Annotated in this window: 18 protein-coding genes; 3 read left to right on the forward strand and 15 right to left on the reverse strand. The window is 54.4% G+C overall.

Annotation, left to right across the window (positions count from 1 at the left end; genetic code table 11):
* Window positions 1-5 precede the first annotated feature (5 nt).
* The 13 genes from AC6IZD_RS12285 to AC6IZD_RS12345 all read right to left on the reverse strand — a co-directional run bounded on the left by AC6IZD_RS12285 (window position 6) and on the right by AC6IZD_RS12345 (window position 16,511).
* Complete coding sequence (locus AC6IZD_RS12285) at window positions 6-773, reverse strand: polysaccharide deacetylase family protein (protein WP_497783607.1); 768 nt, start codon at window positions 771-773, stop codon at window positions 6-8.
* A 6-nt stretch (window positions 774-779) separates the two neighbouring features.
* Window positions 780-2,258 (reverse strand): O-antigen ligase family protein, encoded by a 1,479-nt coding sequence (locus AC6IZD_RS12290; RefSeq protein ID WP_497783608.1) that lies wholly within the window; start codon window positions 2,256-2,258, stop codon window positions 780-782.
* Window positions 2,249-4,102, reverse strand: a complete 1,854-nt coding sequence (locus AC6IZD_RS12295; RefSeq protein ID WP_497783609.1) for an asparagine synthase-related protein — start codon at window positions 4,100-4,102, stop codon at window positions 2,249-2,251. Before AC6IZD_RS12295 ends, AC6IZD_RS12290 begins: the two co-directional genes overlap by 10 nt.
* A gap of 4 nt (window positions 4,103-4,106) precedes the next feature.
* Window positions 4,107-5,003, reverse strand: coding sequence for a hypothetical protein (locus AC6IZD_RS12300; protein ID WP_497783610.1), 897 nt, complete (start codon window positions 5,001-5,003; stop codon window positions 4,107-4,109).
* 52 nt (window positions 5,004-5,055) lie between these two features.
* Window positions 5,056-6,156, reverse strand: coding sequence for a Gfo/Idh/MocA family protein (locus tag AC6IZD_RS12305; RefSeq protein WP_497783611.1), 1,101 nt, complete (start codon window positions 6,154-6,156; stop codon window positions 5,056-5,058).
* Window positions 6,149-7,210, reverse strand: coding sequence for an NAD-dependent epimerase/dehydratase family protein (locus tag AC6IZD_RS12310; RefSeq protein ID WP_497783612.1), 1,062 nt, complete (start codon window positions 7,208-7,210; stop codon window positions 6,149-6,151). Before AC6IZD_RS12310 ends, AC6IZD_RS12305 begins: the two co-directional genes overlap by 8 nt.
* Before the next feature lie 5 nt (window positions 7,211-7,215).
* Entirely contained in the window at window positions 7,216-8,109 is an 894-nt protein-coding gene (locus AC6IZD_RS12315; RefSeq protein WP_497783613.1) for a glycosyltransferase family 2 protein, read from the reverse strand.
* An 11-nt stretch (window positions 8,110-8,120) separates the two neighbouring features.
* Window positions 8,121-9,134: a glycosyltransferase family 2 protein gene (locus tag AC6IZD_RS12320; protein ID WP_497783614.1), complete on the reverse strand. Its 1,014-nt coding sequence runs from the start codon at window positions 9,132-9,134 to the stop codon at window positions 8,121-8,123.
* Between the two features lie 2 nt (window positions 9,135-9,136).
* Window positions 9,137-10,360: a glycosyltransferase family 4 protein gene (locus tag AC6IZD_RS12325; RefSeq protein WP_497783615.1), complete on the reverse strand. Its 1,224-nt coding sequence runs from the start codon at window positions 10,358-10,360 to the stop codon at window positions 9,137-9,139.
* Between the two features lie 11 nt (window positions 10,361-10,371).
* Complete coding sequence (locus tag AC6IZD_RS12330) at window positions 10,372-12,054, reverse strand: polysaccharide deacetylase family protein (RefSeq protein ID WP_497783616.1); 1,683 nt, start codon at window positions 12,052-12,054, stop codon at window positions 10,372-10,374.
* A gap of 85 nt (window positions 12,055-12,139) precedes the next feature.
* Window positions 12,140-13,222, reverse strand: coding sequence for a non-hydrolyzing UDP-N-acetylglucosamine 2-epimerase (gene wecB / locus AC6IZD_RS12335; RefSeq protein ID WP_497783617.1), 1,083 nt, complete (start codon window positions 13,220-13,222; stop codon window positions 12,140-12,142).
* Window positions 13,223-13,757: 535 nt separating this feature from the next.
* Window positions 13,758-14,753, reverse strand: coding sequence for a UDP-glucose 4-epimerase GalE (gene galE, locus AC6IZD_RS12340; protein WP_497783618.1), 996 nt, complete (start codon window positions 14,751-14,753; stop codon window positions 13,758-13,760).
* A gap of 21 nt (window positions 14,754-14,774) precedes the next feature.
* Window positions 14,775-16,511, reverse strand: coding sequence for an alpha/beta hydrolase-fold protein (locus AC6IZD_RS12345; protein WP_497783619.1), 1,737 nt, complete (start codon window positions 16,509-16,511; stop codon window positions 14,775-14,777).
* Window positions 16,512-16,686: 175 nt separating this feature from the next.
* Between AC6IZD_RS12345 and AC6IZD_RS12350 the strand changes: the two genes are divergently transcribed.
* Entirely contained in the window at window positions 16,687-19,554 is a 2,868-nt protein-coding gene (locus AC6IZD_RS12350; protein ID WP_497783620.1) for an FAD-binding and (Fe-S)-binding domain-containing protein, read from the forward strand.
* Window positions 19,555-19,612: 58 nt separating this feature from the next.
* Here AC6IZD_RS12350 and AC6IZD_RS12355 read toward each other — a convergent pair whose 3' ends face one another.
* Complete coding sequence (locus AC6IZD_RS12355; protein WP_497783621.1) at window positions 19,613-21,271, reverse strand: SpoIIE family protein phosphatase; 1,659 nt, start codon at window positions 21,269-21,271, stop codon at window positions 19,613-19,615.
* A 277-nt stretch (window positions 21,272-21,548) separates the two neighbouring features.
* On the opposite strand from AC6IZD_RS12355, the gene AC6IZD_RS12360 reads away from it, so the two are divergent.
* Entirely contained in the window at window positions 21,549-22,280 is a 732-nt protein-coding gene (locus AC6IZD_RS12360) for a ferredoxin--NADP reductase (RefSeq protein ID WP_497783622.1), read from the forward strand.
* Between the two features lie 99 nt (window positions 22,281-22,379).
* Here the strand turns inward: AC6IZD_RS12360 and AC6IZD_RS12365 are convergent, their stop codons facing one another.
* Window positions 22,380-22,805, reverse strand: coding sequence for a hypothetical protein (locus tag AC6IZD_RS12365; protein WP_497783623.1), 426 nt, complete (start codon window positions 22,803-22,805; stop codon window positions 22,380-22,382).
* 364 nt (window positions 22,806-23,169) lie between these two features.
* On the opposite strand from AC6IZD_RS12365, the gene dnaK reads away from it, so the two are divergent.
* A complete protein-coding gene (gene dnaK, locus AC6IZD_RS12370) occupies window positions 23,170-25,119 on the forward strand; it encodes a molecular chaperone DnaK (protein ID WP_497787582.1) in 1,950 nt (649 codons plus the stop codon).
* The last annotated feature ends 85 nt before the right edge of the window (window positions 25,120-25,204 follow it).

Below are 25,204 nucleotides of genomic sequence, written 5' to 3' on the forward strand. Positions count from 1 at the left end.
TGCCTCTAGCAAGTCGATGCACCGAGTACATCCAGAGCTCGATCGACTCGCAGAATATGTGCCCCGGAAGCTACTGAAAGTCGCACGACCTCCTCGAAGAACGCAGGCGTGCAACCGTAAGGTGTGGGAGTGTCAGACACATCGTGTGTGGCGAAGATTAGCCATCCTCTCACGCTCTTGTTTTGGTGAATGATGTCGCGAATTGCCTGTATATTGTCACGGCTCTTCTCCAGAAAATATGCAGAAAGCTGATTCAGATCCGCAACACCCGTATTGATATTCTGGCCACTTCCCCGGCAGCTTCGAAAGTACTTCGCGATTCTTGCTTTCGTGAGCGGTCTGGGGGGACTGATCGGATACGAGAAGCTCGTAAACTCCGCACCGGGTATCAACGCTTTCAGCGCATCGCGGTTCTTGATAATGGAATCTTCGAAGGCGTCGGTATCTGTCTCCCACGCATTGCAGTGCGCGTAAGTATGGCACCCCAGTTCGTGGCCACGTTCTTTTACCGTCCGCAGATCCGCAATCGAAAACATCCGTCCAGATGGCTCCTGCGCGCCTTCCAATCCCAGCGACACATAGTAGGTGCCAAACAAGTCGTAATGGTTCAGGATCTCTCCACCAGCAAGAATGGCCGAGCGGGGGAAATCGTCAAATGTGAATGAAATCAGCGGGCGCTGCGTACCAATCGCCAACTGGCGTTTGAATACAAAGCTGGCAGATTTTCTCTGATAAAGTCCACGGACTCTCGTGCTCAGATTATTCAGAAGCATGCGATCTCACCACCCGCTGTTTTTAGCTCCGTGCCATCTCTGGGAATACAATCTCACCGAGCGACCCAGTGGAGTCACAGGATAGGGCTGCAGTCTCGGTACCGCTCCTTGTACGGGCAAGGGCTTCGATTCAGATACGGAGCGATCGGGAACCCGCTCTTTCTCAACCCAACTCGAAGGACTGTCCATGGCCGCAAGCAGCAAGAAGAACCACATCGGATTGAGTATTCGGATAGAAGATTCCGTGAAGTTATATACAAGAGCCACGACGAAATATGCTGCCCTCAGCCCAATCTTGTCTGGATTCTTTGGCAGTGACATCATGATGTTTCGATATGCCTTCACTATGACAACACCCAACAGCGCAAGACCTATATAGCCAAGATTCAAGTAAACTTCGAGATAACCGTTGTGCGCTTCGTTCGGGTGCCACCAGTAGTGGGCCCAGATCTTGTCGAGTCGTGACCCCATCCAGAAGCTCTCAAATCCGCAACCGATCAGCGGATTTCGATTCATCGGGATGATCAGCGTCCAGAGATCAGTTCGACCGGTAAGGGTCGGATCTCGCCCCATGCTCTGCACAACCTCGGCACCCATACTTAAGAAGAGCGTCGAAGCCGCAACGCACAACATCGCGGCCATCGCTATCGCAACCAGCGACTTTGACCGCGCGAACGCTCGAACCCTTGTCAGCAGTAAAAACCCGACAGCCATCAAGAAGCACGACAGCGAAGTCATCGAGTCGGCAACTTTGAACAGGTATGCCACAAAAACAAGAATTACGCCGTGTGCCAGGAGCGTTCTGGTCTTACGCATAGCTTTCGGATTGCGTAGCCATTCCAGTATCCGCCACACACTAGCCAAGCCAAATAGCAGGACGAGCAGTCCAAGTTCTTGCTTATGCGTGGCCACCCCGGTGTAATACGACTCGACCGACCAGTGACTGTAGCCTCGCCCAATGGCCGGATAGTACTTGCAAAACAGCACCGAGGCCGGAATCAAAACGAAACCGGCACGCGAGAGAAAACGCTTAAGAGCAGCGAGTCCCCCCGGGTCCGTAAGGACAATCAGCACCATGACAAAGTCGCCGAGTGACTTGATCCAGCGCTTAAATGCCACGTCCGGTGAGTCGGACCAGAGAATGCTCAAGGCGCAATAGGCGAAGAAGACAAGGACGGGAACATTGGATCTCAGCAGTCGCTCGACCCTTCCCCATCGTCGCGAGAGCATGAATAGCCCAAGTAGCAGCAATGCTGTCAGAAGGTTTCGATCAAGAGGGCTGCCATCAGATGAATCTAACGTTACGCTATATCCACCCCACCCAAATGCCGTCAACCACTGCGACACCATTCGCGAAGACGCAATCGAAATCCAAACGACTGGAATCCAGAGTGCGCCCGATGTGCGCGCCTTCTTATCCCTGTTCAGATGAAATAGGCCAAGGACCCCGACTATGAATAGAGCAGTGGCAGTGTTTACCGACACTCAACAACTCCCAGGAAAGACTTCTGTGGAACATTTGGCTGCGAGTCTACAAACAAGCGATGGATCAGTTCCAGTGTGAGAACCTTATGAATCTCGGAGGTATAGTTCCGGTCTCCCTTGATGTGGTGCCGCACTAGGCGCTCGACGTTTCTCGCCTTCAGATATGGCCGCGATAGCGTGCGTGGGTCGAGCAAGATTTCTTTCACATACAGAGAGAGAAAGTCTCGATACCACACTCTGAAGTGAGTGAACTTGTGCCTGCCTAGAAACAGCTTCTCCAAATGCAGTGGTGCGAGTAAGTGATCAACTCGAGCTAACCACTGCGGCATTCCGACGTCGTACGCGTACTCGGCTTTAAACGTAAAATCCAAAAGTCTTCTGGACATTGCCGAATAGGTTCGCCCGTGGCTCCCGCTCAGACCGCGATCTGTTCGGATTCGAGCCAACGCAGGGTTGCCGTCCGCAATCAAACGCAAGCTGACATCATTGCTCCGAGCCGCCGATTCTGGTGCACGGAACACCGTTTTCACAAACTCGTTATCAAGATAAGGCGAACGCAGACATAGTTGTGTCTGCTCTAGTGCAAGCAATCCATAGTGCGACCACGGAGCCTGCTTAAACACCGCAAAAGAGAGAGGATGTCCCTGAACCATCTTTGAATATGTATTGCGGGCCTGCTCAACAAGCGAAAAGAATCCTGTATCAAACCATTCTGCACTGGGCTCCGATGGCTTAAAGGCACGAACACGGCGAAGGACCTCGCCGCCATAGTTGCCAGTCATTCGAACTGGTGCAATCTTTGCGGCCTGTTCGTTAATGTACAAGTCTGGAGCGTGGTTGACGGCCACACATCCATCCGTCAAATTAACCGTGCGCTCTGCGTAATCGCCGAAGTTCGACAGAAAGTTCGAGCCTACGGTCACGACACTATGCGGCTGCTGGCACGACTGCGCAACCAGCCTCGAAATAACAACGTCCTGAGAGTCGCGAAATGACCCACCGAACGAATAGCACGGCAGAGAACCTGGAGGCTCTCTCATCCATGCCATGATCATTCTTGTATCGAGCCCCCCGGTCAGCGACATTCCAACGTTCTGTCGCCCACCGAAATATCGTGGCAAGCTACCAACAAACGCGTCACGCAGTTCGCTGTAGTAATTTTCTGGTGAAAGTGTCTCTTGCTGTTCCCATTCTCGCGCTGCGAAATACGTCGCGCGTTCCACGCGTCCTCTACGGAATACCCATGCTGATGCGGGCGGCACAAGAGAGACGCCCTTGAACAGGGTCCTGTTCTCCAGAACGCATCCACACGAGACGAATTCTCCTAACCCTTGCGAATCTATCTGCCGTAGTTCAGGGCGTACCGCCAGTATCGCCTTGGCCTCGCCCGCAAAGTAGATTCCATCGCCCGATTCATGCCAATACAGACGGTGCATTCCATATCGATCATTGAAGAGCATCGATATTCCTCGCGCTTTATCAACCACGAGGCCATGGAATCTTCCATTAAGGCTCTTGGGAAATTGCGAATCCTCCTCGTATCGCTCCATCAGATACTGAAGCTCGCTACCGAAACCCTCAGCGTCAGATCGTGTGCTGTTCGGCTGCGAGTAGTCTTCTCCTGAAAAGATCAGGACTACATCGTTGTTCCCATTCCGGACGGGCATGTGCTCTGCGAAAGCGCCTTGCAGCACCGACCAGCCCACATATACGCCGCTGTCCTCATCAACCCATGTGCCAGTCACATAGGACTTCCCATGCCGCATGGATTCGAGCATCTGCAGCAGTTGCGGCTCCGCGATCCTTCGCGGCAACCGCGTGATGAGGCCGACAATCCCGGGCATCTCTCTAGGCCACCTTCGTGTCTGGCTGTAGCTTCCTCGTGTACCAGCTCGTTCTGAGGTCTCGCAGCTTCTCCACCAGAGGTTCCGGCAGGCGCTCAACGAGCCGATGATGCAAGCCAAGTCTCAGTGCGACGCTTCCCAGCGGAGTCAAAGGAATGTAATAACGAGGCAATTCGCAGCGCTGAAATCCGTTGACGTCCTTGAAATTCGTCAGGCTATCTGGACGTTTCCGGCCATAGGTGAAGTTCTGATAAGCAAGAAACTGAATTCCCCGTGCAGCACACGCGCGAACCGACTCGGCGATCAGCGCGTTCGTTGTTGCCGTGTCCCGATGTTTAATCATGGAAACGATATTCATCAGATTGGCGTGCGTTCGATTCTGATCAGTAACAATCTTCACGAAGCCTATCAGCACATCGCCCAGATATCCCCCGATAAAGATACTGCGATCAAGGAACGTTGCTTCTTCACGGCGCACCGTCTCTAGGTCCTTACCGAAATGCTTGTTCGCCTTACCTTGCCGAATCGGACTCTCGTTGTAAATCGCCCAGATGCCGCGAACGAGATCATCGTCGAAAGGAACCTCGCGGAGTACGACTCCTCTCTTTGCTGCCTGACGTGCACGATTACGAGCCAGCGTGCGGATCTGATGATTCCACCAGTGATCGAACGTGGAGACCGGGATTACTGCCATGTTGTCCCATTCCATCACGTATTCGAACTTGGGCGAGGTGTGCGGCATGATTTGCATGAAGGTGAAGATATCGACCCTCTCGCCTGATTTCCGCAAGCCATCCAGCATGATCTCTGGATTGTCGAGGAACTCATATTTGTCCAATTCCGGGCTGCAAATCCTGAGGATCTGCCCTCGGATGAGAACGTCTTTGTCACACACTTTCACAGAATTTCTCTCCTCTTATGCTTCGCCGACCATGCTCTGTGGTGAACGTTGATTATTGAATGAGCGACTCATGCTCTCGAACACTTGCACCAAGCTGAGAAAAAATGGAGTCCATAATCTTGGCCGTTAAAATGATCTCCCGGTACGGAATCGGCACAGGAGTGCCATCCGTAATCGAGCGATAGAATGACTCGATCAACGTCTTCATTCCGGCTTTCATGTGAAAATCACGAACGAGGAAGCTATGTAGGTTCGTGAAGAGATTGCCGAGATGTTGCCCCGCAAAGATTACCGGCGGCAGGAAATGGTCAGCATAGCTCTTGAACTTTGCTCCCCGGAGTTTGAGCAGGATCTCATGATCCTGGTCTAAGATGAGCCCGTTCTTGTCGCCATAGATGCGAAACACATTGATCGTCGGTCGCATCTGCGACGAGAACGTGAAGTATGCCGTAGTACCGCTCTCCTCGCTGATGATCACCCGCAACTCATCGACGATCTCCTCCTCGCCCATATTGCGAAGAAATGGACTCACTAATCCGTGCGCGATGACCGTTGGTGAGTCGCTCGTCAGAAACTCGGCGATTCTAGCGATGCCGTGACTAATGATGTTGTGTAGCAGCTTTCCTGGCAGCTTGCGCACCCAGTGTTGCCTGTCGCCCAACAGCGCTCGTGCATAGGCCTGTCCGAACTCGTAACAGTAGTAGCTCTCCATGTGCACTGGGCCATTTCCGAGATATCCGTTGCGCACCAAGGAGCGCATTCTCTCAGCAACGTGGCTGAACTGTGCGTCGTGTCCCGCCGTGATTTTGACGCCACGCTGATTCGCAAGATCGATCAGCGATTGGGTTTCATGCGCATAGAGTGTGAAGGGCTTCTCAAGATAGACGTGACATCCCCACTCAATGCATGTCTTCGCAATACTAAAATGCGTTTCAGGCGGAGTGGTTATATGCACGACATCGGGCCGCGCCTTCGCGAGTAATTCGTTCAAATCGGCATAACATTGCTCAATGGGGAAACGCTGAAAGAGCTGAGCTGCCATGAGCGGCTCTCTGTCGCAGACTCCAACAATGCGGCATCCCTCTATTCGCTGTATCTGAGCCGCATGTGAATCCGCAATCTTCCCACATCCAACGATCGCAACTCTAAGCATTTGATCTCCGGGTACGGCAGTATTGGAAGAAGCGGCTAAGTCCTTCCGCCGTTGAGACCGCAGGAGTCCAGCCTAACTTGCTCTTGAGTCTTTCATTGCTGTACCGAGTCCTCCTCCAATACGCGTTCCAGCTTTTGCGATTGAACGCCGGAGGCAACTGTCCCTGCGACCAGTTCGAATATTTTTCCCACAGATAACACAGTGCGTAGCTTGCGAAGTGAGGAACGTATATCGACTTGAAGCTTCTTACCTGGCGTTTATATTCCCGCAGAAACTCGCGACTTGATGGAAGATCGTCATCCACGACGTTGAAGACTTCGCGGTCGGCTCCGGCCATTACACCCGCCAACGCAATTGCGTCCGCACAGTTGTCCACGTATGTGAGCGGGATTGAGTTTGATCCACCAAGATGCACAAAGAATCCAAATGTGTCGATCCCAACTCGATTCGTGACCGAACTCTTACCTGGCCCATAGACGCAACCGGGGCGGAGAATCACATAAGGGATCTCGACCTTGTCACAATACTCGGAGACGAGCTGCTCCTGTCTAAGTTTGGCGAAGCAGTATGCTTCTCCACGGTCTTCCGGATGCTCCTCTACCGGACAGGTTTCATCCAGCCATCCCGGACGTGTTCTATGAGTGTTGCTATAAACTGCAAACGAACTTACGTTAACAAAGCGCTGAATGCGTCCTTGGCGATGTGCGGACTCAAGTAGGTTTCTCGTGGTCACCACCGAGTTCATGAAGGCATCAGGGAATGACTTCTCTCCCGTGCCAGCCGCAAGATGAAGAATCACGGCTGCCCCTGCAGTAGCTCTGTCACAATCTGCGGGCGATAGTAGATTCCCCATCATGATCTGAACGTTCGCCCCGCTTTGATTGATGACAGCTCTCAGATCTGCTGTGTTACTTGATGGCCGAGCGAAGCAGCGCAGATTGCGAAACCCTGCATTCAACAAACTCCTCACGACGCGAGCTCCGATGAATCCGGTCGCACCAGTCACAAGCAGAAGATCATCCGGTCCGACGATATAGGTGCTGTCGATTCCCATTTCCTTCACTCTGTTACGTACTGTCCCTTTATTGGATTGATACCGACGAAAGCACTTAGCTTACCGAGATGATCAAACAGCTTCAGCAGAACGCTCATGAATCGGTGGTGCCCCATCAAAAGCATGAACGGAAGCGCAACAACATATACCAACACTGCGACAACCGATTTTGCAGCCCCGAGCAAATTGAATGTGGGATGAAGACGCGAACTTGCGCCCTGTAGCAACGCCCGTCGCAGCATGAATGTTCGCTTCCAACGAATCGGAGGCACAACCTCGTATGCCAGTGCCTCAGAACACCAAACAAACTTATGCCCCTCAGCGATCATGCGTCGAAAGAAATCCTGATCTTCTCCCGTGCGAAACTCCGGTCTGAAGTTCTCGGAAGTAGCCGACAGCACCTTCTTACTCAGCAGGAGATTTCCGGTCCGCCCTTTTGGCCAGTCGATCACGAGTCCGGTCTTGTAGTTTGGTCGATCGTAGAAGTGCCCTCTTACAACCCAGCTTGGAGGCTTTTGGTCAAATCGCGCCAGCACAGGACCAAGTGAGCCATCGGCATCGCAGTCGACACAAGTCTGAAACAAGTTCAGCAACCAATTTCGGATTGGCAGCTCATCATCGTCGATGAATGCGACGTAGTCTCCATCAGCGTTCGCTATCGCCCTGTTGCGAGCCATGGCGATATTCTGCTGCGGCTCCATGCAATACTTTGTGGGAACCATCGACTCTTTCGAGAATGCCAGAACCTCAGCCTCGGCTGATCTCAGTCTGTCGTTATCGACCACCACTATCGACAGTGTGAACAATCCGCCAGTCTCCTGCCGAGCTAGTTCCCTCAACAGTGGGCCGAGCAGTTCTGGCCGTTTGTAGGTGCAGATACAAACGCTAATGTGTTTCACGCTCATGACCTTCAGGCTTGCATGCGAAGTTTTTCTTGAGACCGCGTAACCGAGTTTGCTCGCGCGACGTCGCGTTGGTTATAGCTGTAAGGGTGAAATAGCATATCTTTCAGGCGCTGTATTTGATCCCTTCTCCTCAACTGAATGAGATCCTTCGGCATGCTCGGCGTCACTCCCCGGATGATTGCGCCATAGTATCCATAAAGCATCAGCAGCCCGCCTATGATGTACGGCCTGTTCTTCATCTGCAGAATGCTGCGGAAGAGTTCAAAACCCGGATGGCTGCCAAGGAGGTAGTCTTTCTTACCGCGATTGATCAGTCTTTTGAGAATGTCCGCATGGTCCCCACTGCCGACATTGCGATGGTGGAAGCAGCTCTTTTCTTCGAAACGTCTGGTCTGCCACCCTTTTGCCTGCGCACTCAAGACAGCGATAAAGTCGATCCCACCCGTCTTAATGGCGAGGTATCCACCAATCTCTTCGAGGCATTCGCGGCGAAACATCTGGCATGCGCCTGAGACGTGCGTACAGCTCTTGAAGCGATCGTCGTGCGAAGCATGGTCTTCGCGATACGGTGTGCCAGCCACACCAAGATTTGGATTCTCTGCGAACTTCCTCACCAGAAACTCCAGGTAGTCGCTCTCGAACGACACATCCGCATCAAGGTTGCCGATAATTCCGTAGTTGATCGAAGCAACACTCGCAACGCCAAGATTGAAGGCCGCCGCCTTTCCTGCAAAGTGTCTCTGCGATCGGTCAGAAAGCTGTATCAGATGGATCCAGTCATGTTGCGCCGCATATCTGCTGACGATACTGTCCGTAGCATCGGTAGATCCGTCGCTCACGATGACCCATCGCGCCGGTCGAACCGTCTGCGAGATAACTGACTTTATCGTCTGCTCAATGAATTGCGCCTCGTTCCACGCAGGAGTAATCAGCACATACGGCGGCAGAGTAGCGCTGCCGCTGGGAGTGATAGCTCGCGGACCCATCTCTGTTTCCTGCTTTGAGCGATTCACTATCATGACTACCTCTGCGTCGCTTCTTTCTCTTCTGCCATACTCTCCGCGGTGCTCGCCTCGCACGCCCCAGCAAGGTTATCGACCACATCGAGATATCGTTTCTTCATGATCTCCCAGCGAATGGGTTGATATTGCTCTTTAGCTCTGCTCGCCAGTTGTCGACAAAGCGTCCGATCGTTGTAAAGCCGTACCATTTGCCGTGCGAGATCTTCCGGGTCGTTCGGCTCGAAGTATGCGAGTGAGTCCTTATCGAAATAGTGACGTATCGCATTGAGCCTTGAAACAATGACCGGCATCCCCATCCAGATGAACTCTGGCAGCTTGTTGGGGAATGCAAAGTCGAGGAACACATCTTGTCTTATCGGCAGGACTCCGACGTCGCATTGACTCAACCAGTTCGGAATCGCGTTTGCCGGAACTTGCCCGACCAGCCGAACTTTCGAGCTGATTCCCAGACTTTGCGCCAGTTCTCCCAATGCATCCTTTTCGGTTCCACTGCCTAGAATCAGCAACTCCGCCCCAGGCATGATGTCGTGAACCAAGGCGAATGCCTTGATCGCGATGTCCAATCCATAAATGGGTGTCAGCGTGCCGTGATACGTCATGACAAAGCGGCTTGGATCTGTAAGGGCCATCACAGCTCTGCTGCCAAACCTTGCAGTGTCGACCGAATTCATCACCACCGTTGAGTTCTGGCGTGACAGCCCACGGCTTACCAGGAGATCTTCGATCGGCTCATTGATTGTCAGCACATGGTCGGCGAATTTGAAGCTAATCCTCTCCAGAAACGTGAGCAGTCGAATGACTGGGGACCGTCTCGGAATCCCATACTTCGACATGTAGAACTCGGGAGTAATTTCGTGCATGTCGAGGATCAGTTTCGCGCCCAACACTCGCGTGAACACCCCGGCAAAGACTAGGAAATCCGGAAGAGTGTTGAAATCTATGACGCTGTAGCCTCGTCGCAACATCAACAACGGCAAGCGAACCGTGGCCCATGCAAAAAACACTCCGTACTCAAACGCGTATCGGAGCAACGAACCGCGAAGCTTGCCCAACGAAATCGTGAAGACGTTAACGCCATTCAGCGTGTATTTCTTCTTCCCAGAGGAAGGACGTAGCGCGAGAACATCGACGGTGTATCCCGCCGCAACCAACGCCTCGGCTTTGCGCCTCACTCTGGAGTCGGAATCATAGACATTCTGCACGACCAGACAGACACTCTTCATAGGCATCAATCTCACGACGCAGCACGGTTAGATAGGTTGATGTCTCTCTTCTGTAGGCGGGAACTGAACTCCACGTCCTCGCCATTCCACGGAAGGTCAATGAAACTGGAGCCCGTCTGACGGTCTTCACACGATTGAGGCGAATGAACTCTGAGCCTCAAGGCAGGCGTGCTGCCATCGTCTTCGCATTGCAGATAGCATCTGACACCGTCATCTTCCAACAACTCAAATCGCACATTACGGCGCTTGGAAAACCACGACACCGCCTGACTTCCACTGGCGAACCACGCATGTGAGAACCGCAGGGTTTCCACAAGCCTCTTGTAGAAATCGCCCCAGAACCTCTCTGGGCCATGGCTTCTGTCATGCCATAGCAGGGTGAGCACTCCGCCATTCGCGCGAGCATTCTCGACGAGCTCTTCGCATCGTTCCCAAGCCTCAGCTTCCGAAAGGTCCAATTTGTCTGGATAGAACAGTGCACCATCCTGAATGTGCATCGGCAACTCGAGTAGCCTCGTTGCACTAAGTGGCCGAAAGACCTGCACAGTTCCGTTCCGATATCCGATCGTATCGTTGTAGCCTGACGTTGAGTCGTACGCAAAGCCACACTCTTCCAGCACGCGATGCGTATGAGCGTCCTGCAACAACCAGTGCATACGAATGCCCACATGCGACGACTTTGTCGCATGTGCGATCTTTGAATACTCAATGCGCCCCTTTACGACGCTGTGCCATGCATCGATCCCGTGCACACCAATCTCGCACCCGTTCGACTTCAGTTCACCAAGTCGCGGCAATGCATCTCCAATGTCGTATGCACAGCCGCGCCGACTAGCTGCAGGGCTCTGCACTCGGTCGCCAGCGCATCGCTTGATCGGTATCAGAAAGTACGTCGCGGGCAGACCTTTCTCTGTCTCCAGGTACCATCCGAACGGCTCCCAATAGTCGCGAACAAGCCCCAGATGCACAAGTGGTAGAGTTGCTGCTGCTTTCCAACATTGCAGGACTCGTTTCAACGACATCCTGCCGCGAAGGAATTTTCTGACAGCCCCTACCGTTGACCTATACAAGAAGCCCCACATCGTGTGGTCAAACTTGTGATTGCGAATTCCAAGAAAGTCGATGTCGTGAGTGAGACACACAGTGAAGTCATACTCTGCCGGGACCGGGGGAACTTCCATCAACGGCACGCCCGAAGCGACGATGCATTGTCTGAGAATGTCAATCTGCAGGTCGAGAGACGGAACATCCGCGAAATCGATTTGTTGGCCATCTCGCAACAGGTTCCGGACTTCTTGGAACAAGTCGAAGCCGAAGCGGAACATCGACGGTCTGCTCTCGTGGTCGATTCGCGCTGCGGCAACAGCGCCGTTCACAAAGGCTGTTTGCGACATCCTCTCAGTCACATGGAACGTCGCACAGTCTCCACTGATCGGTACCTCAATTCCCTGCCACTCCAGCATTCCTCCAAGACAACGCGCCTGCACTGCCAATCCGTACTCTTGATCGACGTTCTTTTCCTTCGCCCCGTACACCACTAGCAAGGCCGTATCGACCTTCGGCAGTACATCAACGGTCGCCAGAACGACGTCGTAGTATCGTCCCTCTTCATACACACTCCACGGTGTCTTGAAGAGCTCGAAGAACTCTCGGACTACATCGTTTTGGTCGGGATTGCAGATGACTCCGATCAAGTCAGAATCTCCGTGGATTATCAGTGATGCAGTTGATTGGGTGACAGATCACGTGAAACAAGAGGAGGAATCGTCAGTGCGACGTTCAGGCCCTTTGAACCTGGGTTTTGGTATCGAACACCGAACTGATCAGATCGATACACTTTTCTGCCGCTCTGCCATCGCCATAGAGCATTGGGCGTGTCTCAGGGGGATAGAACTCGCGGACGGCATTCTGAATCCTTGCCCGATCGGCACCGACTAATCGGTTCCAGCCAGCCTCGACTGTTTCTATCCATTCAGTCTCGTCGCGCAACGTGACGCAAGGAACGCCCAGCCAGTACGCTTCTTTCTGCACTCCGCCCGAATCCGTCATAACCATACGTGCATAGCTCGTCAGCGCTACCATCTCAAGAAATCCCAGCGGCTCTAGCAACAGAAGATTCGATTGGGTCTTAAACCCACATTCATCAATGATTCTTCTCGTCCGGGGATGAACTGGAAACACCACTTGCTCATCGAGTGAATTGAAGGCCTCGAGGATGCTGGAGAGCCTCGATCGGTCATCCGTGTTTTCGCTGCGATGCACCGTAGCCAGGAGATAACTACCTTTGCTCAGTTGCAATCTCCGCAAAATGTCCTGCGCATCCGCCTTGGTCCTGGCCCAGTTCAACACGTCCAGCATTACGTCACCAACCACATGCACGTTTTTGGAAATGCCCTCAACCGCGAGGTTGTTCACTGCCGTTTCGCTCGGACAAAACAGAAGGTCAGAAAGATGGTCCGCCACCACTCGATTGATCTCTTCCGGCATGGTCCGGTTGAAGCTTCGCAGCCCTGCCTCGACGTGAGCAATTGGAACCGACAGCTTCGAAGCGGCAAGAGCCCCGGCCAGAGTTGAGTTCGTATCGCCGTAGATCAACAGGCAGTCGGGACGTTCTGCCACGAGTACCTCTTCAATCTTTCGCAACATTTCGCCAGTCTGGAAGGCGTGGGATCCTGACCCGACGCCAAGGTTGAACTCCGGTGGCCGTAGCCCTAGGCCGTCGAAGAATACTCCCGACATCTCGTAATCGTAGTGCTGCCCAGTGTGTACCAGGATCTCCTGATGGCGTTCTCGCAGCTTGTTGCTGATCGCAGCTGCTTTTACGAATTGGGGTCTAGCTCCAACGATCGAGACAATCTTCATCACACACTCTTGTTTGGATTGAGTAACGGGACTACAGGTTTGTTTTGCTTCCAGAAGAAGGCGTTCAACATCAATTCACAGCTTCGCCCTCTGAGTCCCAGACGGCAGGACCCCATAAGGCACAGCGGTGCATTGAGCACTGCCGTAGAAGTCAGTTGCACATTCGGTACCAAATTCCCGGACCTGCTATTTAGCTGGTTGCCCTGCGTTGAAGATCAACCTGCTTCACAATTGCCCGGCTTATCGCGATCCTTTACTCAAACTCTGCCCTTCAGGGGAGCTCTCAGCACCATTTATGAGGCGCTTACAGCCATTGCGGATTGGGAACGAACGCATTTGCCATGGAAAGCGCTGGCTCGGGTGGAAAACATTTTCTCCCGCTTAAGGTAAGTTCACGAGCATCGAACAACGCGCAAGCAATTCTGGTTCAAGCTTGTGCAACTGTTTGCATAACAGAAACGCTCCTCCGGAACAGGTCCGTTGGAGCGCTTCTTAATCTGTTGGCTGAATTCATCAGTCGTTGAGGGTCTCGAAGCTAGTCCTTCCCCATCGAGATCTCCTGATGACGCTGTAAGTACGTCCACGCGCTACGAACGATCTCCTCTAACTTAGTATGCTTCGGTTCCCATCCAAGCTCTGCGCGAATCTTTTCTGAGCTTGCGACAAGCGTGGCTGGGTCTCCAGGCCGCCGTGGCTCGACTGTTGCAGGAATCGCATGCCCGGTCACCTTTCGTGCGCATCCGATGACCTGTTTCACGCTGAACCCCTGTCCGTTGCCCAGGTTGTAGATCAGCTTCGTTGGCTGATTACGCGAATACAACGCATTCAGTGCCAGCAGATGAGCGCTCGCGAGATCTGACACATGAATGTAGTCCCGCACGCATGTTCCATCCGGCGTGTCGTAGTCCTCGCCAAAAATGCTGACCCGTTCGCGCTTTCCACTTGCCACTTGGAGAATGATCGGAATCAAGTGCGTTTCCGGATCGTGATGCTCGCCGAGAGTCTCCGTCGCTCCTGCCGCATTGAAATACCGCAAGCTGGCATACGACAGCCCGTACACGCGATTGAACCAATCCAGCATTCGTTCTACAAGCAGCTTCGATTCGCCATAAGCATTCGTAGGCAGCAGTTTGTCTGTCTCTCGGATTGGCGTTCGTTCCGGGTCTCCGTACAGTGCAGCGGTGGAGGAGAAGACAAATCGCCGAACCTTGTGCGCCAGAACTGCTTCGAGCAGGGTGAGAGCATTCGCCGTGTTATTTCGGAAGAACTTCGCCGGATCGCGCATTGACTCCCCAGCCTCGATCCACGCGGCGAAATGCATCACGGCTTCCGGCTTATGTTTTTCGAATACAGCATTTAAAGTCGTGCTATCGCCTACGTCTCCCACCTCGAGCGTTGCGCTCGAAAGCACTGATTCGCGATGCCCTTTGCTCAAGTTGTCATAGACTACGACTTCGTGGCCGGCAGCGACCAGTTGCGAAACAACCACGCTGCCAATGTATCCGGCACCGCCGGAAACCAAAACTTTCATTTCTTCATTCCTCCGCAAGAGCTAATAACGCCAGCTGGTCAAATCAGCTCCGGCCGGTGCAGTCTTAGCCATGCGTTCCAAGATTTTGTCCAGGTACATTGTGTTGTAGTGCAGGCGAGTCAGGTAGTTCGGACGTGTCGGATCGCCGTTCCAGCAGTGTTCTGCGCGGTCTCCATATTTGACTTCGCCTTCGTACGGGGGGTTTGTCGTCGATTTCAGGAAATCTTCCATGAAGTAAACAGCGTCATTCAGAAAGTAAGTATCCGCGCTGCCACAGTACAGATGCAGTTTGCCGCGCAGTTTCGGGCCAAGCGTCGCCCAATTCTTTTCTAGAATTGCCCGAAGATCATAATGCTCGCGCCAATACTCAGCCACATCGTGATCGATCACACCCGTTCGCTTGTCAAAGATCTGCTTCGGATACCCGTCGTCACCCACCGGCGAATACACAGCCTGCCAAATGTCGAACTGTTCTCCCGAACGCCCGTGACTTCCCAGCGCGAGTTCGTAAGCGTTGTTCTCCTCCAATGTGAGAGTCGTGTGGCCAAGGTAATCGCGCATCGCAGGTTGCGCCACGCGCTTATGCGCTCCTTCAATGTAGAACGCGTTTTTGTCGTCGTACAGATTGATCACCTCATATGCACGGAAGTCCACCGGGTCGGGGCATGCTGCAAATGCTCCGTTATAGTGATCGGGATAGAAGATCTGCACGGCCAACGACTCCCAACCTCCCGTTGATCCGCCATAGAGGAAACGAGCCCAGCCCTGACCAATCGCGCGAAACTTCTTCTCGATCGCCGGAATCAGCTCTGTCTCGATTGCATCTCCGTACGGCCCCACATTGGCCGAATTCACGGCATATGAGTCGTCGTAGTAGGGGTTCGCGTGTTGGATCTTAACCACAAGGAAGCGCGGGAAGTCCTTCGAGATCCACTGCTGATAGTTCTTGTACGACTCTTCCTGCTGAATGCGGTTATAGCCCGAGATGCGAAACCGCTCGTTGTAGTCAGGTTTCAGATTCGGGTCTGGCGGCTCAGTTCTGAAATCGCTGAACTCACTCACAAAGTGGTCGTGCGAGATAAACAGCGGATAGTGCGCCTCTGTATGCTCATCGAATCCCTCCGGCACCAGCACCAGCGCCGAAAGATACATCGGTCTTCCCCAGAACTTAGTCAGCAGTTCGCTCTGAATTCGAAGGTGCCTCACATACTTTGTGTCCTTCGGTTCAGGAATCGGCGGAATCACCTGATCCATGACAATCTGAACCGGTGCAGAGTCCGCTCCAATCACAACCTTGCGAGGTTTGCTGTAGAGGTTCCCCGGAGCCAAATTCCAATGCTGCCCCTCCCCACGATCCATCGGCAGCTTCACTGTTTTTCCATCTGCACGATGAAACGTTTCATATCGATGCAGAACAGCTTGCACGTAATACTCGCCCTTGGGCAGGTCGCGCAAACTCCTCACCGGATATCCGTCGGCGCGAGCATCCACTACAACAGCCTGTCCAGTCTTCATTCCATCCACGTCCACGCCAAACATGATCTGAGACTTCGGCGTGTCGTCAATCTGCATTCGCGGCTCATCGCTCGGGTCCGTCGAGAGTAAAACGTACAGTCGCCCGTCGATCACATCCTTTGTCCCGGAAAAGCTAACCGCAAATCGTGGAGAGTTCGGCTGCGCCCATGCGGCAGTCAGAGATGACATCGCCAGCAGGAAGGAACAAAGCGTGCGTACGCAAATTCGTGAGCTCAAGGTCATGCGATAGTTTAACTCCAGGGTTGCTTCCCGACGGCACGCGCCAAAACTGAGGCGAGAAAACGCGACAATTCTCGATCATTTACCGCCGAGTTTCTCCCGAGTAACCGATGTAGTAGAGTAACCCCACTGTGTAGAAGGCCGCGAAATTCCACCGGCCACCTTGGAGCAAATAATCATGGCAGTCAGCGCAGTCGCACGATCCGTGTTCTCTTCCGCGCAGCTCGTCTCTATGCTTTCTACCATCGTCGATCAGCGACGTATTTTGACGCGTCCTCTCGACCTCATCGCATACGCATCCGACGCCAGCTTTTATAGGCTCATTCCCAAAGCAGTCGTGCTGGCGGCCAGCGAGCAGGAAGTCGCGAAGCTTTTTCGATTCAGCCACGAACACGGCATTCCAATTACCTTCCGCGCTGCTGGGACAAGTCTCTCGGGACAATCCATTTCCGATGGCCTACTCGTCGAGGTCGCACGCGGATTTCGCGATATGGAGGTACTCGACAATGGTGCCCGGATCCGACTTCGCCCAGGTGTCATCGGATCTCAGGCAAACCGCGTGCTGGTTCCCTACCGAGCTAAGATCGGCCCTGATCCTGCTTCCATCGCGACCTGCACCGTCGGAGGTATTCTCTCCAACAACTCCAGCGGAATGTGTTGCGGCGTCGATCAGAACGCATACCACACCCTCGCGTCACTGCGATTCGTCCTGCCCTCGGGCACGATGATTGATACCGCATGGAGTGACGCGGAGGAGAAGTTCCGCAGCCTCGAGCCCGCTCTCGCACGCGGCATCCTCGAACTGAAATCCCGGATCGAAGCTGATCCAGCATTGGCCGACCGCATCCGTCGCAAGTACCGCACCAAGAACACCACCGGGTACGGCATCAACGCCTTCCTCGATTTCGATCGCGCCGTCGACATCTTCGCCCACTTGCTGATCGGCGCTGAAGGCACGCTGGCGTTCATCTCCGAAGCCGTTCTGAACACCGTTCCCGACTTGCCGGTAAAGTACACCGGGCTTCTTCTTTTCCCCGATCTCTATGCAGCCTCCGAATCCATCGTGCCCTTACGTCAGGCGGGAGCAAAGGCGTTAGAGATTATGGATCGCGCTTCCCTGCGCTCGGTCGAAAACCAGCCTGGCGTTCCCGCGATACTAAGAACTCTCGATGCAAAAGCCGCAGGCTTGCTTGTTGAGTTCCAGTCAGCCAGTGAATCCGGACGTGCGGAACTTGAAGCACTTGCTGGGGATTCCACCTCTCGTCTGCGCCTGCTTGAGCCTGCCGAGTTCACTCACGCGCCGGCCGCGCAAGCAGCACTCTGGAAGATTCGTGCCGGAATGTTCCCCTCGGTCGGCTCCGTGCGCAAAAGCGGAACCACCGTCATCATCGAAGACGTTGCGTTCCCGATCGAGTACCTCGCTCCCGCCGCTTCCGACCTCACTGGCCTATTCCATCGTCATGGATACGACAACGCCATCATCTTTGGTCATGCGAAGGACGGAAATCTTCACTTCGTTATCACGCAGTCATTCAACAATGAGGCTGTTATCGACCAGTACTCGCGGTTCATCGATGACGTGGTAGAACTCGTCGTCAACCGCTACGACGGAGCGCTCAAGGCGGAGCACGGAACGGGCCGCAACATGGCTCCATTCGTCCAGACCGAGTGGGGAGCCGAAGCCTACGACATCATGTCCAAGCTGAAGTTGTTGGCAGATCCCACCGGCCTGCTAAATCCCGGTGTCATCATCAACGACGATCCGCATGCGCACATTCACGATCTAAAGCAGTTGCCCACGGTCGAGCCCGAAATCGACAAGTGCATTGAGTGCGGATACTGCGAACCCCGCTGCCCTAGCCGTGACCTCACCACCACTCCACGTCAACGCATTGTGGTGCGCCGCGAAATGAAGCGACAGCAAGAGCTTGGTGGCAGCGAGTTTCTCGTGCAACTTGAGCGCGACTTCCCTTACATGGTGCTCGATACCTGCGCTGCCGACGGAATGTGCGCCACCACTTGCCCCGTAAGCATCGACACCGGAAAGCTCACAAAGCGCTTCCGCTCCCTGCGCAACTCTCCATTTTCAAAGCGCGTTGCCATGTTCACGGTCAAGAACTTTTCCCTGCTCGAATCTGTCATTCGCTTTGGACTTCGCGCCGCACACTTCGCCCAGCGCATCATTGGTCTCCGAGCGATGCAGGTGATCACGCGTATCATGCGCAAGGTCATCGGCCCCAACATGCCTGTGTGGACGCCCGACATGCCTTACGCTGTCCGCGGCGGCATTCCACGCACAAGCCGCAAGAATGCTCAGGCCGTCTACCTTCCGGCATGCATCTCGCGAACGATGGGCAGCCTTCCTGGTGAGCGCAGCGAGAAATCGCTCATGCAGACCACCATTGCTGTTGCCGAGCGCGCAGGCGTTCATCTCTGGATCCCCGAGGACGTTGCCGGAAACTGCTGTGGTACGCCGTACTCGTCTAAAGGTTTCGACGATGCCTTCCACGCCATGGTCAATCGCACCATCGAAAATCTATGGCGGTGGTCCGAAGAAGGTCGTCTGCCGGTCATGATCGATACCAGCCCATGCACCTACGGACTAGTCCACGCACGCGAGCACCTGACTCCAGAGAATCAGCTTCGCTTCGATCGCCTGAAGATCATCGACAGCATCGAGTTCATGCACGATCTCGTTTTGCCAAACCTGCATGTGACGCGGCCGGAGACTTCGGTTGTGCTGCATCCTGTCTGCTCCGCGATGAAGATGAATCTGACACCGAAGCTCGAAGGCATCGCACGCAAGTGCAGTGCAAGTGCTTATATTCCGCCCAATGCCGGATGCTGCGGTTTTGCAGGAGATCGTGGATTCATGTACCCCGAGCTGACTGCCTCTGCAACCGCTCCCGAAGCTGGAGAAGTCAGGGCACACGCGCACGACGGCTGCTACTCCAGCAGTCGAACCTGCGAAATTGGTATGACTCGCTCTACTGGCGAGATCTACCGCTCCTACATGTATTTGCTTGAGAAGACAACGCGAGCGTAGCTTGTAAAACGAAAGGCGGTTCCCCGCGGACCGCCTTATCTTCTATCCTGCAGTTTGCTCATTTTGCGCTAGTACTTCTTCCATAGCGCAAATACAGCGCCGTACAATCGTCCAACAGAGGAGCTTTCTGGCGAAATTCGTGAACCGCGCCAAAGAGCTTGCTCAGCGAGAACTCTGTTTTCAGTGCAGCTTCTAGGCCATCGTTCCCGAAGAAATTCCCCACCTGATCCTCTGCCTCGACCACACCATCCGTGAATAGCATGATGCGATCCCCATCGCGCAAATGCGCACGCCCGCTCGTAAACTTCACAGGCGAGAGCAGCCCGACCGGCAAATTCTCGTTGTCCAGCGCTCGAATCGCGTCACCGGAGCGAAGTAGGGGTTTCACGTGTCCGCAGTTGATGTACTCAACCACGCCATCCTCGAACAACTTCATCATCACTAGCGTCGCGTACTTCTGGCCGACGATCTTGTCATAGACGTACAGGTTCAGGGCTTCCGCAATCTGCTCCAGTCGCAACCCCTGCTGCAGTTGAGGATAGATCGCTCCCTGTAGCACCGAAGCCAGCAGCGCGGCCGAGATTCCCTTGCCCGACACGTCGGCGACCACCACCGCAACACAACCCTCCAGCCGAATGACGTCGTAGAAGTCGCCCCCAATCTCCTTACAGGAGATGTTTCTAGCCTCGACTTCCGCGAACGGCAGCGACGGAATTTTTACCTCCATCAAGCTGCGTTGAATACCTGAGGCAATCGCCAACTCTCGCTGATACGCCAGTGCTTCCTGCTCCGACTTCACGAGATATGCGTTTTCGACCAGTGCCGCAGCCTCTCGTGCAATGGCGCGAATCAGTTCATGGCTCACATCAGGAAGCTTGCCTTTTTCGATTCGGCTATCCAGGTACAGAACACCCATTGCGCCGGTAGCATTGCACCCCACTCCACGGAACTGCGATTTGCGCAGCGGGATACAAACAATGCTGCGAAGATCGTGGGCAATGATGCTTTCGCGGCCCGTCATTCCGGGATCGCCCATGCTCATCACAAATTCCGAAGCCGACGAAATCACTTCATGCAGCACCGATTGAGAAATTCCCTTTGCTTCCGTCAGGGTATCCCCGCGCTCAGTTCGCCCTGCGGCCAGCGACAGCGTACCGTCTTCGTTACAGAGAAACACAAATCCGCGCTCCGCTTTCGTCAGACGCAGCGACGCTTCCACCAGCGTCGACAGCACTTCGCTCAACACCGAGGAGTTGTTTAGCGCGCGCGCACCTTCGATAAACATGCTCAGCAGATGCAGCTCTCCGGGTTTATCCGAGGATGTCTGCCTTGACATGATCATGGACAGCATTTCGCCTCGCGGATCTGCCATCAACCGCTCGCCTGTGGGATGCCGCGAGTCTTTGAACACCAGATAGCTTCCGCCCATCGTGCCGAGTTCTATTCGGTCACCACCCTGCAAACAGTGTTGCTGCACGGCTTTACCGTTGACGAATGTCCCGTGGCTGCTGCCGAGATCCACAAGGTAGTAATCGGAGACGCGACGTTCGATCTGCGCGTGATTCCGCGAAACATGGGGTTCAGCGATGACTATGTCACGATCGGCGCGGCGCCCAATCGTCACTACCGGCTTCGTCAGCGGATAACGCGATTGCGTGCCGTCGAACACAATGAGTAACTCAGCCTCTGCCGACTCTCCAACCGACGCACTGGTCATCAAACCACCTCCACCCAGAATTCCCAGCCCCAAGTGCTTCTTGTGAATCGTTGGATGCCGTCCCACATATCAGGACGCTGCCGCGTTGCCCCGACATTTACGGCCAGCTCCGCTTCCGAACCCCGAATTTGCTCAGCTCTAAATTGCTGCGTACATTACAACTTTTCCGAGATGCTGTATCCTGAAGAGCCAAATCAATGGTCGTCGTCACAGTCGTGAAGCGGCCGGATGGAACACTGTTTCTCCGAAACCGCTCGTAGTGCGTTGAAGGAAGAACATGGAACACAACTTACTCACCGCCCGGCTCACTCGCTCCGTGCTTCTCTCGGAGAAAACCAAACACCTCGAGTTCGAGGTGGAGGACGTCCCCGAGTTCCCCTTCTTAGCGGGACAATTCATTTCCGTTCGCGAACCTCGCGGCGAAAAGTTCGTCACCCGCGCCTATTCCATAGCCTCTCCACCCCGAAAGAACAACACCTTCGACCTTTGCCTAAACCGCGTGGACGAAGGCTTCATGTCCAATTTTCTTTGCGACCGCACTGTCGGTGAAACCGCGCACTTTCACGGCCCGCACGGCCTCTTCGTCCTCAAGCCCGAGGTCCAGGACGTGATTCTCGTTTCCACGGGAACCGGGGTGGCACCGTTTCGAAGCATGGTGCACCACCTCTTCGGACTGGATGGGACAGGAGAACAGCGTCACAATGGCCGCCAGGTCTGGGTCGTCTATGGAACGCGTTATCCCAGCGATGTCTATTACCAGGAAGAGTTTGAGCAACTCGCCGCCGAGCAGCCCAATTTCCACTACATTGCCAGCCTCAGTCGAGCGCCTGAAAGTTGGACAGGAGCCCGGGGCTATGTTCAGGAGCACGTTCGCCGCATCGTTGGAGACCGCAAAGATATGCATGTGTATATCTGCGGACTCAACGAAATGGTTTCCGCCGTTCGCAAGCTGCTAGTTGAGGAATGTGGCTGGGACAAGAAGCGCGTCATCTACGAACGCTACGACTAAGAACCGAAACAAATAGCGGCGACCTTGAAGGGGGAGAAGGTCGCCGCATTGCGAGTAGCCGTTCATCGGCTGCTCAGAGCCCTGAACTCTGGATGCCGCTTACGCCTGTGCTGAGCCAGGGCGTGTTCCAGCGGCTAATACTGCAAACTGCAGTTCTTCGCGCTCCATATCCAGGTGTTCATGCAGCCACTCCCTGCACAAGTTCCTGAGACGCAATGGAGCTGAAGCCTCGTCCCTACTGAGGTCCAGTTCAAGCTTGAACACCTCGGCCATCATCCCCAGTTCAGCTTCACAGTGATCTTCAAGCAATGGGAATGACATCTTCTCCAGAAACTCTTGCTCGTGAGCAAGATGGAGCAAAATCGCCCGTGTTAGATTTTCGGAAACCAATCGAATCTCGCCCAAGTCGCTTCCATACAGAATCGCCCTATCAAGTTCCGAGTACCTCCGCTCGATCTCCGAATGTTCCTCGTCAAGAATCCCCAACCCCACAGGCATCGTTAACTCTTGGACCTTGCTTGCCATCTGGTCTCCTCACGCCCTACATGTTGCAATTGAGCTTCCCATTGTCTGTGCCCCGTCTTAGCCGCCCCTCGTGTCTACAAGCGATTCATGTTTAACAACTTACCTGCAGGAGCCACATCGGATCGATCCGGAGCGGCCAGCTGAATCGGCAAACCTTACCTTATTAGTTGGAACAACTTTCCTCTGTCCTCAGTCCCAGCAACGTTGCGTGGCTTCTCCTTGCATCCTCGGCACGAATCGCCTCATCTATTAAGTTGACAGTAAGTCACTCAGGTTCTATCATCGCAACCATATTAGGTCTGAGTTGGCGTCCAGCAGGGCGCGCTGTCGGGTTCGGTACTCCTGTGGAAGTGCCAACCTCAACATAGCCAATGATTTACCGCAGGAGGCAAAGGAACACATGGCAAAGATTATCGGCATTGATCTGGGAACGACGAACTCGGTTGTAGCCGTCATGGAAGGTGGCGAACCGAAAGTCATCCCCAACGAAGAAGGTGGCCGGACTACCCCATCGGTTGTCGGTTTCACCAAGAACGGGGAACGTCCTGTCGGCCAAGTAGCCAAAAATCAGGCAATTACGAACCCGGAGAACACCGTCTTCTCCATCAAGCGCTTTATGGGGCGCCGCTACGATGAAGTTAGCGAAGAGATGAAGATGGTGCCGTACAAGGTCGTACAGTCGGGCGACCACGTCGCTATCGAGGCTCAGGGCAAGGAATACACGCCTCCCCAGATCTCGGCCATGATCCTGCAGAAGCTGAAGAAAGCTGCAGAGAACTACCTGGGCGAGCCTGTGACCGAAGCCGTCATCACTGTGCCGGCATATTTCAATGACTCGCAGCGCCAGGCCACCAAGGACGCAGGCAAAATCGCTGGCTTGGATGTCAAGCGCATCATCAACGAGCCCACGGCAGCGGCACTGGCCTATGGCTTGGACAAGAAGAAGGATGAAACCATCGCCGTTTACGACTTCGGCGGCGGCACCTTCGATATTTCGATTCTGGAAGTCGGTGAAGGCGTCATCGAGGTGAAGTCCACCAATGGGGACACTCACCTCGGCGGCGACAACATCGACCAGCGCGTTGTTGGCTGGCTGGCTGACGAGTTCCGTAAGGAATACGGTCTCGACCTGCGCAGCAAGGGCAATGAAATGGCCATGCAGCGTCTGCGCGACGCCGCTGAGCGCGCCAAGATCGAGCTTTCGACGACCATGCAGACCGAGATCAATCTGCCGTTCATCACGGCTGACGCTTCCGGTCCGAAGCACTTGGTCAAGACGCTCACTCGCGCCAAGCTCGAAGAGATGGTCCGCGACTTGATCGACAAGTCGATCCAGCCTTGCACCCAGGCTTTGAAGGATGCTGGTATCGAAGCCAACCAGATCGACGAAGTCGTGCTCGTCGGCGGTCAGACGCGTATGCCGATGATCCAGCAGCGCGTGAAGGAGTTCTTCGGACGCGAACCGCATCGTGGCGTGAACCCCGACGAAGTCGTTGCCGTGGGTGCTGCCATTCAGGGCGGCGTGCTCCAGGGCGAGGTCAAGGACCTGCTCTTGCTCGACGTGACTCCGCTTTCGCTCTCAATCGAGACCTATGGTGGCGTGGCGACGGTCATGATTCCCCGCAACACGACGATCCCGACGCGCAAGAGCGAGGTCTTCTCAACCGCGGCTGACAACCAGACCTCGGTAGAGATTCACGTCCTCCAGGGCGAGCGTCCGATGGCAGGGCAGAACCGTACGCTGGGCAAGTTCCATCTGTCCGGCATTCCGATGGCGCCTCGCGGCGTGCCTCAGATCGAGGTCACGTTCGACATCGACGCCAACGGCATCCTGAACGTAACGGCCAAGGACACTGCGACCGGCAAGGATCAGAAGATCGTCATCACTTCTTCCAGCGGTCTCAGCAAGGAAGAGATCGACCGCATGGCGAAGGAAGCCGATGCGCACTCGGCAGAAGACAAGGCGAAGCGTGAAGAAGTCGAAACGCGTAACCAGCTTGATGCCATGGTTTACCAGGTTGAGAAGATGTTGAAGGAGAATGGCGACAAGATCTCTGGTGGCGAACGCGGCGAAGTCGAGAACGCAGTCGGCGATGCCAAGAAGGCCCTCGAGTCTGGCGACCACAAGCAGATGCAGGTCGCGCGCGATCGCCTGCAGGCAGCATCCCACAAACTTGCGGAAGCGATGTACAAAGCCACTCCCCCGAGTCCCGAAGCCGGTGCGCAGCAGCAGGCTGAGCAACCGAAATCGGAGGCGAAGAAGGATGATGGCGTAATCGACGCCGAGTACGTGGATGTGGAGGACAAGAAGTAAGTTTTCAGATGATCGCGGCCGGAGCGATCAGTCGCTCTGGCCGTTTTGCAAGCGGGCAGTTTTACGCTCGCGGAAGGGGAATTTA

The organism is Koromonas humicola (assembly GCF_059726255.1).

What these genes read in the sequence shown, in the direction of transcription:
- AC6IZD_RS12285 (WP_497783607.1), bottom strand. Translation starts at nt 773, where the DNA reads ATGCTTCTGAATAATCTGAGCACGAGAGTCCGTGGACTTTATCAGAGA.
- galE (WP_497783618.1), bottom strand. Translation starts at nt 14,753, where the DNA reads ATGAAAGTTTTGGTTTCCGGCGGTGCCGGATACATTGGCAGCGTGGTT.
- AC6IZD_RS12355 (WP_497783621.1), bottom strand. Translation starts at nt 21,271, where the DNA reads ATGACCAGTGCGTCGGTTGGAGAGTCGGCAGAGGCTGAGTTACTCATT.
- AC6IZD_RS12295 (WP_497783609.1), bottom strand. Translation starts at nt 4,102, where the DNA reads ATGCCCGGGATTGTCGGCCTCATCACGCGGTTGCCGCGAAGGATCGCG.
- AC6IZD_RS12360 (WP_497783622.1), top strand. Translation starts at nt 21,549, where the DNA reads ATGGAACACAACTTACTCACCGCCCGGCTCACTCGCTCCGTGCTTCTC.
- AC6IZD_RS12320 (WP_497783614.1), bottom strand. Translation starts at nt 9,134, where the DNA reads ATGATAGTGAATCGCTCAAAGCAGGAAACAGAGATGGGTCCGCGAGCT.
- AC6IZD_RS12305 (WP_497783611.1), bottom strand. Translation starts at nt 6,156, where the DNA reads ATGCTTAGAGTTGCGATCGTTGGATGTGGGAAGATTGCGGATTCACAT.
- AC6IZD_RS12325 (WP_497783615.1), bottom strand. Translation starts at nt 10,360, where the DNA reads ATGAAGAGTGTCTGTCTGGTCGTGCAGAATGTCTATGATTCCGACTCC.
- AC6IZD_RS12310 (WP_497783612.1), bottom strand. Translation starts at nt 7,210, where the DNA reads ATGGGAATCGACAGCACCTATATCGTCGGACCGGATGATCTTCTGCTT.
- AC6IZD_RS12350 (WP_497783620.1), top strand. Translation starts at nt 16,687, where the DNA reads ATGGCAGTCAGCGCAGTCGCACGATCCGTGTTCTCTTCCGCGCAGCTC.
- wecB (WP_497783617.1), bottom strand. Translation starts at nt 13,222, where the DNA reads ATGAAGATTGTCTCGATCGTTGGAGCTAGACCCCAATTCGTAAAAGCA.
- AC6IZD_RS12365 (WP_497783623.1), bottom strand. Translation starts at nt 22,805, where the DNA reads ATGGCAAGCAAGGTCCAAGAGTTAACGATGCCTGTGGGGTTGGGGATT.
- AC6IZD_RS12345 (WP_497783619.1), bottom strand. Translation starts at nt 16,511, where the DNA reads ATGACCTTGAGCTCACGAATTTGCGTACGCACGCTTTGTTCCTTCCTG.